Origin of the sequence: Frigoribacterium sp. CFBP 8759 (genome assembly GCF_014841655.1) — a bacterium.
Classification (GTDB): domain Bacteria; phylum Actinomycetota; class Actinomycetes; order Actinomycetales; family Microbacteriaceae; genus Frigoribacterium.
The window spans coordinates 1,118,458-1,132,922 of sequence record NZ_JACYUH010000001.1 but is presented as its reverse complement, the minus strand read 5'-3'; the positions used below and the strand labels follow the sequence as shown (position 1 = coordinate 1,132,922).

The window sequence follows — 14,465 nt, the reverse complement described above, 5'->3', positions numbered from 1 at the left end:
CGCGACGGCTTCGGCCTCGCGGGCTTCGTGCGCGGTGGCGGCTTCATCGGCGGCGATGCGGGCGAGGCGGGCGGCGATGGCGGGTTCGAAGGCCGAGGCCCAGACGCGGTAGCCGCGGTCGTTGGGGTGGAAGAGGTCGCCGGCCGAGTTGCGGTAGGTGCGGAAGAAGCCCTGGCGGCGGGTGGTCTCGTAAAGCGGGGCGACGGTGAGGCCGAACTCGCCGGCGATGCGGTGGACGATGGCGTTGGCCTCGACGAGCTTCTTCTCGCGGTCGGGAATCCACATGGCGGGCAGGTCGCCGACGATGGCGTGGGAGGGCAGGGCGCCGTAGATGACGCGGAGGTTCTTCTCGAACGACTCGGGGTTGAACTGGATGATGTCGTTGGCGCCGATGGCCACGGTGACGACGTCGGGTTCGTACTTCTCGAACTTCGGCAGCTGGTCTTTGCGGCAGAGCCAGGTGGTGGAGCCGCTGACGCTGAGGTTGACGACGCGCAGCGAGGTGTGGCTCTGGCGGCGCATGTACGCGGAGAGGCGGCCGACGTAGCTGCGGGCCGGGCTCGAGGCTCCGATGCCCTGGGCGGCGGAGTCGCCCATCGCGACGTAGAGCAGCTTGCCCTTGCGGTCGAAGCGGTCGCGCCACCAGGCGGAGTGGACGGGCAGCAAGGCGTTCAGGTCGGCGGCGGCCGCGTTGCGGCGCTGCAGGAAGCGGCTGACGCCGGCGCCGGCGGCGGCCGTGGTGGCGAGGGTGACGCCGACGCCCGAAAGGAAGGCGGTGACGGTGTGGCGTGAGGGCATGGGCCGAGGCTACGCCGGGCTCCGCTGCCCGCGCCGGGCGTCTGTGCACCCTGTGCACAACCCCGAGGAGGCGCGGTCCGGTGGACGAGCAATCCCCCGGTTTCGTCCCTGCCGCCGGATGTACTAAACTCGTCCTCGGTACCGTGTCCGAGCGGCCGAAGGATCATGTCTCGAAAACATGTGTGGGGGTTAACTCCACCGTGGGTTCAAATCCCACCGGTACCGCCACAGAAAACCCCTGGTCATCCAGGGGTTTTCGCTTTTTATCCTGACGGTTTGGTGCATAGGTGGTGCATCTAGCTGGGCGAGAAGTCTCCAATCAGGGCTGCGGTTCCCGAATGGGGCGATGAACCTGGCCATGCCCCATGGGGGGGTGACGCAGAGGTTTATTCTCGGCACGCGCGAAATTGAGGCCGTGTAGCCCGCTGATTAGCTCGGTCGGCTCCCAAAGGACTTCCACTGCAGCGGTGCGTCAACGAAATGAGCCCGGATCCTTGCCATCGGTGAGGACGTTTTCCACGCGCTCTAAGGCCCGGTTTCGGCTGATGGCAAAGATGGAAGTTCCGGCGCCTAGTGAGTACAGCAAGTCTTGCTGAAGGGTCGAGCGAGGCACACGTTTCTCCCAAGCCACGCGGACCACATGTCTGCAAGCCAAGTCCTTCTCTTCGGCCAGATACAGGTAGGTGGAAGTCACCCGTCCTAAGGCCAACTCGCGCGTGGTCTTCATCGGCAGGATGATGAGGTTGCCAGGCACGATCTCGTTTCTCAGAGCCCAAAGCTGTCGCGAGTACGCCGAGCGCCGTCCCGCCGATGCAGTCTCGAAGGTGCGCTGCACGAGGCTCTCAATGGCGGCTTGAGAGGTGAAATCCGACAGGTCGGGAACGTTGGCCCAGCCTCCTCCGGAGTAACAGCCCTGCCAGGCCCAACGGTCGCGCTCTCCCTGCTCGCCAGAACGCGTGACCCAGACGCCGGTCATAAAACAACACCTTTCGCTTTGTTCGATGTTCAGTGCCCAAAGTTTTGGTCATTCTCACGCCGACGTCGGAAGTCTTTCCTGTGCGTGGTCTGGCCTTGGGGTCGGGACAGTGTCCGATCCCTCCGACTTCGGCAACTGCACGCGGTGCCCGTTCGGGGTCCGCTCCGCAGCCTTTAGTCTTGAACCACCTTGCCTGTTGATGGCAAGCCACGAGCTGACGAGTCAGGATTGAGCCAGAATGACCAACTTGCCCGCGTCGGACGAAGCAGCGGCACCCCGGCCGGTCCTCCTTACTTGCCCAATTCGCGGGGCCCTGAACGCATCGGCCCTGGCTAAGGACGGCCTCACGCCCACCGAGGAATCTCGTCGCATCGAGTTCTTGAAGTACCTGCTCAAGCGCGGGTATCCGGCGGCCAATATCGCCGTCGAGACGGTTATTCTGCGAAAATTGGGCGAGGGTGGGCGAAACAGCCTGCGAGCTGACGTGACTGTCTACTCAAAGGCCCTAGACAAACTGTCGGGGGCCTCACCCGCTGAGCGGTTGGATGAGGTCGTCCTCGTAGCTGAGATCAAGCGTCAGGCCTCGAAGAAGACCTCAGGCGTTGACAATCAGCTGATACCCGCCATGCGCGTCCTGCCTTCCATGACTGTCTTGGGGGTCTACTGGGACGACGTAAACCAGTTGCTCTTCCACAAGAGTGTTATTCGGGAGAATGGCGCCGAACACGTTCGGATCGGCCAGGATTCGCTTGCTAACCTGCCTCAGTTCGGGCAACGCTACAAGAGCAAGCCCATCACGCTGTCAACTCTGGTGCCGGCCGAAAACCTCGTCTCAATTCTGCAGTCCATCGCAAACGTGATGCGAAGCCACGGTGTGAACGACGAACCAACTCGGTACCGGGAAACGGTCAAGCTTCTGCTTGCTCGATACATCGACGAAAAAGAGGCGCGGGACAAAGCGCCCCAGATTCTCGACCTTCAGGTGTTTGACGGGACTGACCCCGACTTCAGATCGAGGATCGACAAGGTCTATGGCAAGGCAGCTAGCCGGTACAGTCGGGCCAAATCGCTCTTTGCTCCAGTTAAGATTTCTTCCCTGAAGGACGACGCCCTGCGCGAGTGCGTGCGCACGGTTCAAGGAATCGACCTCAGTTCTGCCCCGAACGACGTGCTCCAGCAGGTATTCATGTCATTCGTGCCCGCTGTCTTCAAGCGATCGCTCGACCAGTACTTCACCCCCATCACGCTCATCGACGCGATGGTCGAAATGACACAGATCGGCCCGACAGACAAAGTGGCTGACCCGGCCATGGGCACCGCTGACTTCCTCTCGGCCGCCATGGCGTACCGCGTGGCAAAGGGTGATGACGACGCCTATCAACGTGTCTACGGCATCGACATGGACAGCCAGGCTTACGAGCTGGCCGTCATCAACATGATTCTGAATAGGGACGGCCAAGCCAACCTCCTCAACGAAGACTCCATCGAGAAGCATGCGCAGTGGGCTGAGAGCATGAACGTCGTTCTCTGCAACCCACCCTTTGGATCTCGCACTGTCGAGAAGCGCTCAGCCACCCTCAAGAACTACGAACTCGGCTTTCAATGGACCCAGGGCGAAGGTGGCCGATGGGTGCGAGGTGACGACGTCGTGCCCCAGCAACAGCTCGGGCTCCTTTTCATCGAGCGTTGCTACAAGCTGCTTGACGAGGACGGGCGTGTGGCGATCATTCTGCCGGAGGGCTACCTCTGCACGCCCAGCTACGGGTATGTACGCCAATGGATCATGGATCACTTCCAGGTGCTCAGCCTCGTGGAGTTGCCTCGACGGATTTTCCTCAAGTCTGAGGCGGACTTGCGCTCCAATATTCTGATTGCTCGAAAGAAGACCGCAGTTGGGCCGCCCCAAGTTCCCTACGCGATCCACACAGAGCTCGTCCGCAAGGTTGGCTACAAGCTTGGCAAGAGTTTCTCGTCGATACCCCTACGTGACCCGTCGACAGGACTCGCTCGTCGTGACGCGGAGAACAACGAGATTCTGGACACCGATTTCACGCGGGTGCGGGAGTCCTACGCTGCCTTCCTGGAATCGACGGGAGATGGACGATTCATCCCAGAGGGTTGGTTGGGCGCCACCTCCGACGATGTTTACGCTACAGCGCTGCTCGATCTGAAGCCGAGACGACTAAGCGTTAAGGCTCTCGCAAATGTCCGAGGCCTCCTCGCTGGGGATCATGTGCGTCTGCGAGATGTAGCTGACGTGCTCGAGGGAGATGCCCATCTGTTGAATCTGCCAGACGATCCTGGGGCCCTTCACCGACTTATCGAGGGTGAAGACATTCGGGCGGTAGAAGGAACGGCTTGGCCCAAAGAGCCTCAGCGGGCATGGGCCATAGCGGACCGCAAGGCCGCAAAGGTCTACAAGCTCCAGCAAGGAGACATCATCGTGGGGTTGGTGCGACCCGAACGTCGCAACGTCGGTCTCCTATTCGCGGATTATGACAACATGGTCGGTGCCCCAGACGGAATTGCAGTCATTCGTCCGCATTCCGAACTCTCGAATGACTACGGATCTGGCTGGCTATTTGCCGCACTTCGAAGTGAGGCGGCTCGCCTGCAGCTGTGGACGGAGAGTGGTGGGACGAGTTACGGAAAACTGACCCGCGAGCAGATACGCGAGACCATTCTCCCCTCGGGTTCCCCGGAGTCCCGGGCGCAGACTGAAGCGTCCGTCCAGGCATGGCAAGAATCCATGAAGGCATCTCTCTCTGTGTGGGAATCCATTGGGGCGCCGGACGATCGCGTTCCCATTCGTAATAGCCCCCTGATTGGCCTTGCTGAGGACGAGAGTGACATTGAGGACGATTAGCGGAGCCGTGCGCGAGCGGAGTCAAACATAAGCCCTGCCTGACTAAAGGCAGCCCGGTAATTGCGCCACCGCCGACGCCTCCGCTGCTTGATCTCCTCCCGCATCTGAGTTCTTATCGACCAGCGGGCCCATCCTGTAATTCTGCAGGATCGTTTCGATGACCGCGGCATCAAAGCCATGCGCAAGCCACTCCGCAGGCGACAGATACGTCGTCGTTCTCGATGCCAGATCAGGGTGTTGGGAGGTCATGAAGAGCGAGATGTCTGCGGCATCCCACCACTCGGGAATACCCTCATTCAGCTCGGCTAGGCCCTCAACCGGCCGATTCGGATCTGTCCGAAACTGCCACGACGGAAATCGGGGCAGTCCCAAGACTTTGAACCACTGGAGATGTCCTTGCGCTACGGCGCTCCACCAGCTGTCTTCATCGTGGCCAAGATGCTTCTGAAGCCAACTCATGGAACGTGTCTCTTTTAGGGCGGCCCAATCTTCGTCGTCTATCACGACCTTCAGCCCACACAATTCGAGGGGAACGGGGCGCAGGTTATCCGCGATCAGGTCTTCGCTGTCCTCAAGGAGCGCGGCGAGAACGGTCGCATATGGGTCTTCTCGCGTCGTCACCACCACTTGTCGCCCTCGATAATGTCCGCGATGGCGGCGGGATCTCCGCCGTCGCGCAGCCAGGACCTCGGAGTTTTTCTGCCATCGGCCACGAGGCTGCGCTGTCTCACGGACATGAAAGCGCTGATCGAGATCCAGTCCCAGTGCTCGGTCAAGATGGGCAAGACGGTCTCGAGGTGGGGGATGAGCTTCCCGGGTGAGCCGAGGCTGAACTGCCAGCGGGGAAATCGGAGGCTGCCTCGAACAGGAATGCCGTAGATGCGCTGCTCCTGGGCCGCGGCCAGGACTTCGTTCTGCGTCCAGCCTAGAAATCGAGCAGCTGTGTTCGCGGACCACGTCTCTTGATACGTCCTGAGCCACAGCTCTCCGGCGCTCTTTTCAAGCGACCCTCTCGCGACGCTCCTTTCGGAAGCCACGAGCTCGGCCTCCGTCATAGCGCCGGACTCGATGACGAACTTCCGTTCCTCGGCCGTCATGCCGGGTCTTCCACTGCGCTTCTGGAGCCGGAGGAAGTCAGTGAGGCCCCCAACGAGCCAGCGCCCGTCGACGCCGAGGGCGTTCACGGTGTCGATGAATTCGGTCACTGCGTTGTCTGACGGGTTGAGGGTTATGGGATGCGCCTCATGGCCGGCCGCATCTCGGTAGATGGGACTCGGTGCTTCGTTGTGATCGTCGGTCATAGGAGGGACCGTATGACGGCTCTTGCCTGTTCCGGCTCAAGCCTTTCGGGCCTCGGTGTTGGCAGCGCACCGAGTTATCGGCGGCGATACTTTCGTATACGAAATGACCAAAAACGGATCTACACGTAATCGAGCACAATTCTCACATTTCAGAAGAGTCCCGTCCTCCGGAGGTCTTTGGCCGAGGTGCCCTGTGAAGTGTTGTGTGGCCGGGCGTGTCGCCTAAAGCTGAAGTGTGGGCGTTCCGCGGCCTGCCGAGGGGCGGTTGGGGGACGTCCGCTGGGGTGTCCGAGGCCCACATCCGACCGACCTGTGACCAGGCAATTTACTGGTCGTACGATGGCCGTCACCCGACCACGATGTAGTCGGGTGACGGGCGCAACTCGACGAGTTGCGACCGTCATGCGGCCCCTCAGCCTCCTTCTCGTTCAGCGTCCTCCGCGCCCTTGTTGCGGACGGGGTAGCCCACCTGGCGGGCCACATCGCTCCTGGCTGCCCTCGCTTTTGCCATGTCTGCCATGAACCGGTCACGAAGTGGAGTGCCCCCGACTCGCACCTTGTCGAGCCACCTATCGAAGTCGGGTGGGAGCTGCTGCAGCCGGTCATTCGTCGCCTGCAGCCTGGCCCGCTCCTTCTCTGCTTCATCCCGCGCGAGTTTGGCTGCGAACCGAGCCGCCGCCGCTGCTTGCTGCGCAGTTTCGGCCGCCTCAGCCGCGCGGCGCGCCTTCTCCTGCTCAGCCGCCACCTCACGCTCCTTCTGCGCCAGGGCTGCCTGCTGAGCATCGAGATTGCTCCGGCGGACGTCGAGGCTGCGAACGAGGGTCTCGTAGGTCGCCTTCTCGTCTTCGATGTCCTGCGCGGCAGCCTGGAGCCGGTCGGCCTTGGCCTGGAACTCGCTGCTGCTGAGGTGTTCCGTCGACCGCTCGGTGACACGAACTTCGACGTCGTATCCGGCCTCGTCCATGTGCCCGCGCAGCTCCTTGTGCTGCCGCCTCAGGTCTGAGGGGCCCTTGAAGAAGTCCTTCTGGGCGAGCCTGCCATCTTCCGTGACAGGTGTCATGAGGACTTGGAGCTGGGGGCTGTACTCGTCGAGGTGCAGCGAGAAACCGATGAGGTTCTTCTGGCCGAACTCTTTGCATGCCCACTCGAGCGACGCATCCAGGTTGTCGACTGCCGCCCGGTTGATACCGGTCTCTCGCCAGCCCGGGTTGTGCTCCTCGAACCATTTCGGGTCGAGCTGCAGGATGATGCCGCGGATCGGAACAGCGTCCTTTCGGAGCCCCTTAGTGACCGTCGCCAGGCGCTGGTTGAGGTAGTCCTCGAGCTCCTGAGACGGCGGCCGGCCGTCGACCGACTTGAGCGCACGGAAGTCGCCGGCGCCGTCGTTGACCCGGGTGAAGTTGAGCTTCGTGCGCTCCGGGACGATGTTTTTGTTGACGTGCTGGAAGTGGAAGCCGGCCGCCTGGTCGGCGTCACGGGCGATGTGGCGAAGGAAGTTCTTGACGTGGCCTCCGCCGATCTTGACCTTGTGGGACACGTCGAACGTCATCGTGTAGCTCATGCTTCGCTCCCCTCTACGACTCCCGACAGGTGATCCGCCTTCGGCGCATCGCCTGCCGCGGCCTCCGGCGGCTCTCCCGAGGGGCTTCTACTGCCGCGACTCCGACCACCACCCCGGTGCACCTTCGGGAGGGTGGTGGTCTCCTTCGCGGCAGTAGAAGGTGTAGCCCCTTACACTTCGGCATCGCTTCGCTCGTCGAAGTTCCTGGTGCCCTGCGGGGCGCCTCCGCGCAGAGCGCGTCGAGCGCTCCCTGACGGGAGCCCAGCGGACCCGTCACGCTGGTCGCTTGACGGGCGGACGGATGCCGCGCGCTGCGCGTCGAAGCAGCCATGGAGCGAGGAGAAAGACCTAGCCAACATAGGCCGGAACCGCCTTCGGCATTGCGGGCCAGACAAAGGCGTCGACAGCCTTGGGCTGGGGGATACCGGACAACGCCGGCTGCGCCGCAAGCTCCGTCGCCACCAAGGTCTTAAGACTCGGCCAGTCGCCACCATCGGCAAATGGGATATCCCGACTGCGAGAAGCAAAATCAAGGGCCAGGGCTGCGTGGGCGCCCGCGAGGGTGTGCTCTGTCTCAGGGGTAAAGCCGCGGTCGACCTCGAAGGCTACGAGGCCATCGCGAGTACGGAGCCTGTGCGTGTAGGTCGGGACCGGTTGCACTTGCTGCGTGAAGTAGCGGCGCCGCTCTTGTGGAGTTCCAAGGTCTTCGGCGATGACTGTCACCAGGAGGCTGAGGCGACGAATGAATTGACCCATGGCTTCGTCGATGTCTCCCTTCTCGCGCACGTAGTAGAAGTACTCGAGTGGGTGGGTCGTGTTTGTAATAGCGATCATTCGAGGGGCCACCTTGCCCTTGTTCTTGTAGCGGGCTGAAGCCGGGGACGCTTTCTCGGGGTTCATGAGTAGGAGCCAGTCAGCGGCGCCCATGGCGTTTGCGCGAGCTTCGTCCATCATCAGGATCTCTTCGCCGTTGTAGTCGTCCATTGAATTCCTGGCGGCTGCTTCGTGGACCTCCCACCGGTAGCCATGCATTGCTGCGCGGGCGATCATCTGGTCCGCGAACCATTCCGCGGTTCGGCTCTTACCCGAGCCATTGGCGCCTGTGAAGAAGACGATCTGCGTTTCGAATTTGCCAGCCTTGAGGTCGACGGCCGCGCGCATGGCCCGCCGCTTGCCGAACGCCGTGAATGCCTCGTCGATGTCGCGCATGTGTCGGGAGTAGATCTCGTAGAGGCTGTCTGTAAGCAGGATCTCTTCCTTCGAGACCTCACCCGCCAGGACGCGGGCTCGAAGGTCCTCGAAGTTCTCGGCGGCGCGTTTCGAGACGACGTGCGCGCGTCCCTTGATCCAGGCCTGGCGGCGCTCTGCGTCGATGCCCTGGTAAGAGCGTCCTCGGGCCGTGGCTACTTCCGAAGGGTCGTACTGGAACTTGTCGACGTACTTGGCATGCGTGAGGTAGCTGAGCATGTTGTCGTAGGCGTGACCGCCGCGCCCCGGCTTCTCGACGTACTCGGCAGCGATCCCGAGCCACAGGGCGAGCGATTCCAGCGGTGCGCTGCTTGCGCGGTCCTTGAACTTGATGACGGCATGGATGTGGAGGGGCTTCGTCTCGATGACGAGCTCCTTCGCCGCCTCGCTCCAGACCTCGCGCTGGTCCTTGTCGTGGTTGATGGCGTAGGCCTCGGTCACGTGACAGCCATGGGTCTCCAAGCGCTGAACGAGCTGGTCGAGGATCGCCGATGCTCCTTGGAGCAAGATGGCGACGCCGTTGGGGTCGATAGCAGCCCAGGACCAGTACTCGGGGGCGAGCTGCTGAGTGACGGCGATTACAGTTGGGTTGTTCTCCTGCTTGGGCATCTCAAAGCCCCCTGACGACGAGGAGGTTGGGAATCGAACAACGCAACGCACCAAAGGGGCCGCAAATGACCCCCAATTGATCCCCGAAATGAAGCCCGAAAAAGGCGGAGGTCTCGGACTTGGCAATTCGACTCTGATCAGGACAAAGTGCGGTCATCGACAAGCCCTGACCGCACCCGTAGGGATCCTTTGGGCAGTAGGGGTTCGGGAAAGTCTGGAGGGCGCTCACGCGAACACTTCCTCGGAGGTGCTGGCGTATTCCTGCGCGAGCAGCCAAGCGTCGACAGCTTCAGGCCGGTATCTGGGGCTTCGACCCACGCGGATGAACTTCGGCCCACGGCCGGTGATGCGCCACTCGCTGAGGCTGCGCTCTGTCGTGCCGAGGCGTTCGGCGAGAGTCGCAGGAGTGATCAGCGAATCGAGCAGAGAAGTAGAGATCGGGGCGGAAGTGGGCACAGGTGTTCCTCGAAAGTAAATACTTCCGAGGAGACCTTCATCGCCGACCCCACTTGGACGTCATCCGGCGTGTCTTCTCGTCGAGCAAGGAGCTCTCGGAACTTTTCTCTATTCGAACCTGAGCTCAGGATACACACATGTCCACCTATGCTCACGAATACACACTCGAATTCATACCCACAGGGACACGATGGGCACAGTCAAGCCGTACAGCACGAAGACCAAGGGCCGGCTCTATGAGGTCTGGTACACCAAACCTGACGGCACGCGCGGGCACGACAGAGGCTTCAAGCTAAAGCGCGACGCCGAGGCACACTTGGCCACGGTGGAGGTGTCGAAGCTCAAGGGCGCGTACATCGACCGGGCCGATGCGAGGGCGACGGTCGCCCAGCTCGGCGAGCAGTGGATGGAGCGTCACCGGTCCAAGATCACGGCCAGCAGCTACCACTCGGTGGAGAGCGCCTGGCGCATCCACGTTCTCCCGTAGTGGGGTGGCTACGCGGTCGGTGCAGTCACCAAGCGACAGGTGGAGGCGTGGCTGACTCAGCTTGGCGGGCGTCGTTCACACACGACCGTCGCGCGGGCTCGAGACCTGCTCGCAGGCATTTTCGACGACGCTATTGAGGACAACCGTGTCGCGAAGAACCCTGCTCGCGGAATTGTCATCAAAAGGAAGCCGATCCCTGACGAGGTCTTCTTGACGCATGTCCAAGTGGAGGCCCTCGCTGCTGCGTCGCGGTACCCGGGTCTCGTTCGATTTCTCGCCTACACGGGGCTTCGCTGGGGCGAAGCGACCGCGTTGAGGGTGCGGAGCATCGACCATGAAAGGCGTCGAGTCCACGTTCGAGAGGCCGTTGCGGAGGTCAATTACAAGCAGGTGTTGGGTGGGGTGAAGTCGCATGAACGTCGCATGGTCGCCTACCCCGATTTCCTTGATGCGGACGTTGCGGCGGCTTGTGCGGAGAAAGCACCGGAGGATCGTCTTTGGAGCGCCGATGACGGATCTTTCCTTCGCGCGGGGCATGCTCATCAAGGGTGGTTCGCCGGCGCGGTCAAGCGCTGTGAGAAGGCGGACGAGACCTTTCGACGAGTGACCCCTCACGACCTGAGGCACACGGCTGCCTCCCTAGCGATCAGCGCCGGCGCGAATGTCAAGGTGGTCCAACGGATGCTCGGGCACAAGTCCGCCAAGGTCACACTCGACACGTATGCGGCGTTGTTCCCAGATGATTTGGACAACGTGACTGAAGCTCTGAGTCGGCAAAGGAGTACCTACCTGTCTCGACCATCAGGGCTAGTGGTCCCAGCGTGACGTTCGTAATGGGTATGTTCCCCGCGGCCGCGGCCGCGGCCCCGGCCGCGACTGCGACCGCTGCCCGTCTTCGGTTGCGATCAGGGTCTTATGGCAGAAACCCGACTTAACTGGGTCCTAGACGGAGATCCGACTCCATCTTTACGACGGTCGCCGAAGCACTGATCGGGGGTGCCTGGCCTCTGGGCAGTCATCACGCTTGCGGTCAACTCAGATCGTGGCGAGTATCCCTCACTGACGAAGAAGAACTAAGGTCAGCTCATGGCCCGTACCGTTGTCTCGCTGCTCATTGCCGTCGCATCGGGTCTGTTGCTGTTCGCAGCGACTTCGGCGTTGGAGTTGCTCGACCCGCTTCTTCGGGGGGTGCTCGCAATCGGTCTTGGCGCGGTGGTCGCCCTCATTGGGGTCGTCGTGTCCGGTCGCGTCCAGCAACCCGGGAAGCGAGAGACGACGTCGAACCTAAGATCTGGCCGCGACGTAAAAATCAATGGTGTTCGCGTAAAAGGGGCGACTGGAGATCAAGCCAGTTCGTCCACTGCATCCGGAATTCGAGCCGCTGGTGGCATCGAGATTACGGACGTTGAGGAAGATTTGCGATGAGCGGTGTGGTGCTGAATTGGCGGAAAGAGACAAGCTCTTTTGAATCCTTCCTAAGCGAGCAGCCGGGAGTCCTTCACGTGGTGGGGGCTGATCCTCATCATGCCCGTCACTTCCTTGATTCTGCGCTTCCACGCTTAGGGGGGACAAGCCGCAGGAGTGACATCGATTCGCTCGATGGTTGCACGTCTCCACTAGAGGTCCTGGCTCGCCTTGCCCGCGCTCTGCAAGTGCCACGCCCACCTGCGCCTGATCCTCTCAGCGGTGACCTAACGGTTGCGTCCGACATTCGCGCCCGCCGAGACGTGATCATTGAAAACATCACAATTGAACAAAATTACATATTCTCGCAGAATGAAGCAGGGGACGCAGGTGCCCTCCGGGACACGATCGCCGACTATCTGGCGACCAAGCCATCCTTCGACGGGCTTGTTCTTGTCTTCCTTGACTGCCATGAATGGGATGCTGGCAGCCGCCGCAATTTCTACCGGCACGTGTGGCTAGATTTGTTGGATGGTATTCATGCCCTTGGTGCCAGGGTCGTATTTCAGTACATGCCGAATATCGACCAAAACCCCGGCGCCATTCCGCCAAAGGCGACTCGAGTCATTCGGCTGCCTTCAACTCTTACGGCAGGCGTGGTCCCTGACATCGCGGCCCACGCGCTCGATCAGGGTTGGGAGACGTCGCCAGATCTGGCAAGCCATACGGCGAAAACGCTGCTAGGCATTAGTAACTCCGTTCAGGATGTCTACGGACACATGCTGACACTTCACAATAAGGCGGTGTCTGGCAATTGAGCTCGGTGGACTCATTGGCCTTGCTGCCAGAAGTGGCCTTGCTGTCAGCTGCCCGGTCTCACACGGAGAAGTCGGCGCGCGATGCATTGAGTGCGTTCGACCAGCGCCCAGAGATCCTCGAGGCTTTGGACGCCTACGGATTCATTACCCATACAGGGGATGAGTTGCGCGTAACCGGCGTGCTTCGCCAGGCCGCGCTTCGAGTAGCGGATCAGTCGCGTGGAAGTCAGGCCAGTGAGTGGTCCCAGTTTCAGCAGTACTATCTCGGTCTGGCGACTGCGGATGACCGTTCCGATGCTCCGGCCTACATGCGTGTCGGGGCGGGGTATGCCTACCACGGTGCCGAACTCGACGAGGGAGCTGGTCTTCAGGCATACCTTGAACTCGCTCACGCGGAGTCACTCGCGCTGAATCTTGAAACTTCAGAGATGGCTGCGGAACAGGCGCGACGTGGGCTCCTGCCGGCTGATGCGCCCGCGCTGGTATTCCTTCGAGGCATGACTGCCTACCGTGCCGGTCGCACGGAGGAGGCGGTTGCGATGTTGCGACCCCTCGCCGGCATGAAACAACCGGCTCGCGAAGTGGCGATCGCGCAACACCTTGTGGGCCGACGCGACTGTATCCGTGGTCTCAATGTCCCGGGCGCACAACGGCTTCTGAAGCGGAGCCTGAAGTCCGCGGTGGATCGGAACGACACTCAGCATCGCATTCATGTGCTCCACTCGATGGCTCTCTGTGTCGTAACAACTGACGATTCGCAGTTTGAGGGCGCCCGGCAGCTCCTGCTGGAGGCTCTCAATTTGGCTGCGGGGGACGTGTGGGCGCGGGCAATGATTCTGCATTCTCTGGGACAAATCGAGGTTCGACGTCCGAAACTAAGGTCTGTGGGGCACGAGCGGCTTCTCGAAAGTCTCCACATTGGACGCGAGCTTGGCTACGCAAAGCACATCGACAAGGTCTTGAGGACGCTGAGAGATTTCCGACTCGCGCAGCGGTGACCTTTGGGACCGTGGCAAGCGCCCTGCAAGCGGCCGTGATGGTTCGTTGTGCTCACGACTATTCAGCTGAGTCGTTCTCTCTCGGGATCGCTTCGCCTGGGTCTAAACCACAAACAGAACTTGGGGGCAGCCCCGAGGCGGTGTCGCTCACGTGGGACTTGCGAGAGCCCCCTGATGCGCAAGTTGGCCTCTGCGGTGCATTTTGGTGCAGGAACGGTTGTGAGCTCTTGTGTTGACGCGCTCTTAGATGTGCTCACTTGCCCGGTTTTCCGGGGATTAAAGCCAGGGTCAAGCCTAGGAAAGCAAGCCAACATGGGTTCAAATCACACCGGTACCGCAGAGCGAAGACCCTGAGACCCCATTACGCGGGGGATCGGGGCTTTTCTCTTTTCGGTTCGACTTCGCAGTCCGCCAATACCCGTACGTTGTGGTGCCGTGCCCCGCTCGGGGGCTTTTAGACCTTTAGAAACCGGGGGACACTTAGTTCGCGCTTAGGCACAGGCCTGGTTCGGTTCGAAGGACTCGACAACGGCTGGTGTCTCATGCTCCTTGTAGCTCAACGGAAGAGCACCCCATTGCCTATGGGACGGTTGCGGGTTCGAATCCTGCCAGGGATTTCCGGCCCTCGGTGATCTTCACCGGGGGTCGGTCTTGAGTTTCCGTGCCTCCCATTCCCGGTGCCCCCCCGCGCAGATCGACGAGACGACACGTGTCGAGAGCATCGCGTCGGCCAGGTTAGAGCCCTACCGGCCTAGCCACAGGCGCCAGGTCCCCTCGCCATCGACGGCGAAGACTCTCGCATCGATCTAGTCCTCTTTCCATCGCGAGTTGTTCCGCTTGGGTTTCGTCGCGCTGATCCTGGCGCGTTCGAGGCTAGATACGCCAGACAGTTTGTCTTCTGCGTCGCTGTCGTCTCTGGCGCGATGCGCGGGGACCCTCGCGG

At 61.5% G+C, this 14,465-nt stretch carries 13 protein-coding genes and 2 tRNA genes; 8 read left to right on the top strand and 7 right to left on the bottom strand.

Features of this window, described 5'->3' with window-relative positions:
* Positions 1-798: SGNH/GDSL hydrolase family protein (locus IFT79_RS05325; protein WP_192123091.1), on the bottom strand; the 798-nt coding region annotated here is incomplete at its 3' end.
* A 137-nt stretch (positions 799-935) separates the two neighbouring features.
* Here IFT79_RS05325 and IFT79_RS05320 point away from each other — a divergent pair.
* Positions 936-1,026: transfer RNA gene (locus IFT79_RS05320), tRNA-Ser, on the top strand.
* A 244-nt stretch (positions 1,027-1,270) separates the two neighbouring features.
* Here IFT79_RS05320 and IFT79_RS05315 read toward each other — a convergent pair.
* Positions 1,271-1,774, bottom strand: a complete 504-nt coding sequence (locus IFT79_RS05315) for a restriction endonuclease (protein ID WP_192123090.1) — start codon at positions 1,772-1,774, stop codon at positions 1,271-1,273.
* Positions 1,775-2,012: 238 nt separating this feature from the next.
* Here IFT79_RS05315 and IFT79_RS05310 point away from each other — a divergent pair, with 238 nt between their 5' ends.
* Positions 2,013-4,640, top strand: a complete 2,628-nt coding sequence (locus tag IFT79_RS05310) for an N-6 DNA methylase (RefSeq protein WP_192123089.1) — start codon at positions 2,013-2,015, stop codon at positions 4,638-4,640.
* Positions 4,641-4,682: 42 nt separating this feature from the next.
* Here IFT79_RS05310 and IFT79_RS05305 read toward each other — a convergent pair whose 3' ends face one another.
* The 5 genes from IFT79_RS05305 to IFT79_RS05285 all read right to left on the bottom strand — a co-directional run bounded on the left by IFT79_RS05305 (position 4,683) and on the right by IFT79_RS05285 (position 9,815).
* Positions 4,683-5,267 carry a hypothetical protein gene (locus IFT79_RS05305; RefSeq protein WP_192123088.1) on the bottom strand — a complete coding sequence of 195 codons (585 nt, stop codon included), beginning with the start codon at positions 5,265-5,267 and terminating at the stop codon, positions 4,683-4,685.
* Positions 5,258-5,941: a hypothetical protein gene (locus IFT79_RS05300; protein WP_192123087.1), complete on the bottom strand. Its 684-nt coding sequence runs from the start codon at positions 5,939-5,941 to the stop codon at positions 5,258-5,260. The genes IFT79_RS05305 and IFT79_RS05300 overlap by 10 nt, the downstream gene beginning before the upstream one ends.
* A gap of 412 nt (positions 5,942-6,353) precedes the next feature.
* On the bottom strand, positions 6,354-7,502 hold the full coding sequence (locus IFT79_RS05295; protein WP_192123086.1) for a plasmid recombination protein: 1,149 nt from the start codon (positions 7,500-7,502) through the stop codon (positions 6,354-6,356).
* A 348-nt stretch (positions 7,503-7,850) separates the two neighbouring features.
* Positions 7,851-9,359 carry a Rep family protein gene (locus IFT79_RS05290; RefSeq protein ID WP_192123085.1) on the bottom strand — a complete coding sequence of 503 codons (1,509 nt, stop codon included), beginning with the start codon at positions 9,357-9,359 and terminating at the stop codon, positions 7,851-7,853.
* Between the two features lie 225 nt (positions 9,360-9,584).
* Positions 9,585-9,815 (bottom strand): helix-turn-helix transcriptional regulator, encoded by a 231-nt coding sequence (locus IFT79_RS05285; RefSeq protein WP_199859391.1) that lies wholly within the window; start codon positions 9,813-9,815, stop codon positions 9,585-9,587.
* Positions 9,816-10,005: 190 nt separating this feature from the next.
* Here IFT79_RS05285 and IFT79_RS16230 point away from each other — a divergent pair, with 190 nt between their 5' ends.
* The 6 genes from IFT79_RS16230 to IFT79_RS05260 all read left to right on the top strand — a co-directional run bounded on the left by IFT79_RS16230 (position 10,006) and on the right by IFT79_RS05260 (position 14,139).
* Positions 10,006-10,302 (top strand): hypothetical protein, encoded by a 297-nt coding sequence (locus IFT79_RS16230; protein ID WP_249407730.1) that lies wholly within the window; start codon positions 10,006-10,008, stop codon positions 10,300-10,302.
* Positions 10,303-10,341: 39 nt separating this feature from the next.
* The gene (locus IFT79_RS16225) at positions 10,342-11,127 is read left to right on the top strand and encodes a tyrosine-type recombinase/integrase (RefSeq protein ID WP_342211768.1); all 786 of its coding nucleotides are present in this window, start codon (positions 10,342-10,344) and stop codon (positions 11,125-11,127) included.
* 261 nt (positions 11,128-11,388) lie between these two features.
* A complete protein-coding gene (locus tag IFT79_RS05275) occupies positions 11,389-11,727 on the top strand; it encodes a hypothetical protein (protein WP_192123084.1) in 339 nt (112 codons plus the stop codon).
* Positions 11,724-12,524, top strand: coding sequence for a hypothetical protein (locus IFT79_RS05270; protein WP_192123083.1), 801 nt, complete (start codon positions 11,724-11,726; stop codon positions 12,522-12,524). Before IFT79_RS05275 ends, IFT79_RS05270 begins: the two co-directional genes overlap by 4 nt.
* 5 nt (positions 12,525-12,529) lie before the next feature.
* Positions 12,530-13,522, top strand: coding sequence for a hypothetical protein (locus IFT79_RS05265; protein WP_192123082.1), 993 nt, complete (start codon positions 12,530-12,532; stop codon positions 13,520-13,522).
* A gap of 545 nt (positions 13,523-14,067) precedes the next feature.
* Positions 14,068-14,139 (top strand) — tRNA-Gly (locus IFT79_RS05260).
* The last annotated feature ends 326 nt before the right edge of the window (positions 14,140-14,465 follow it).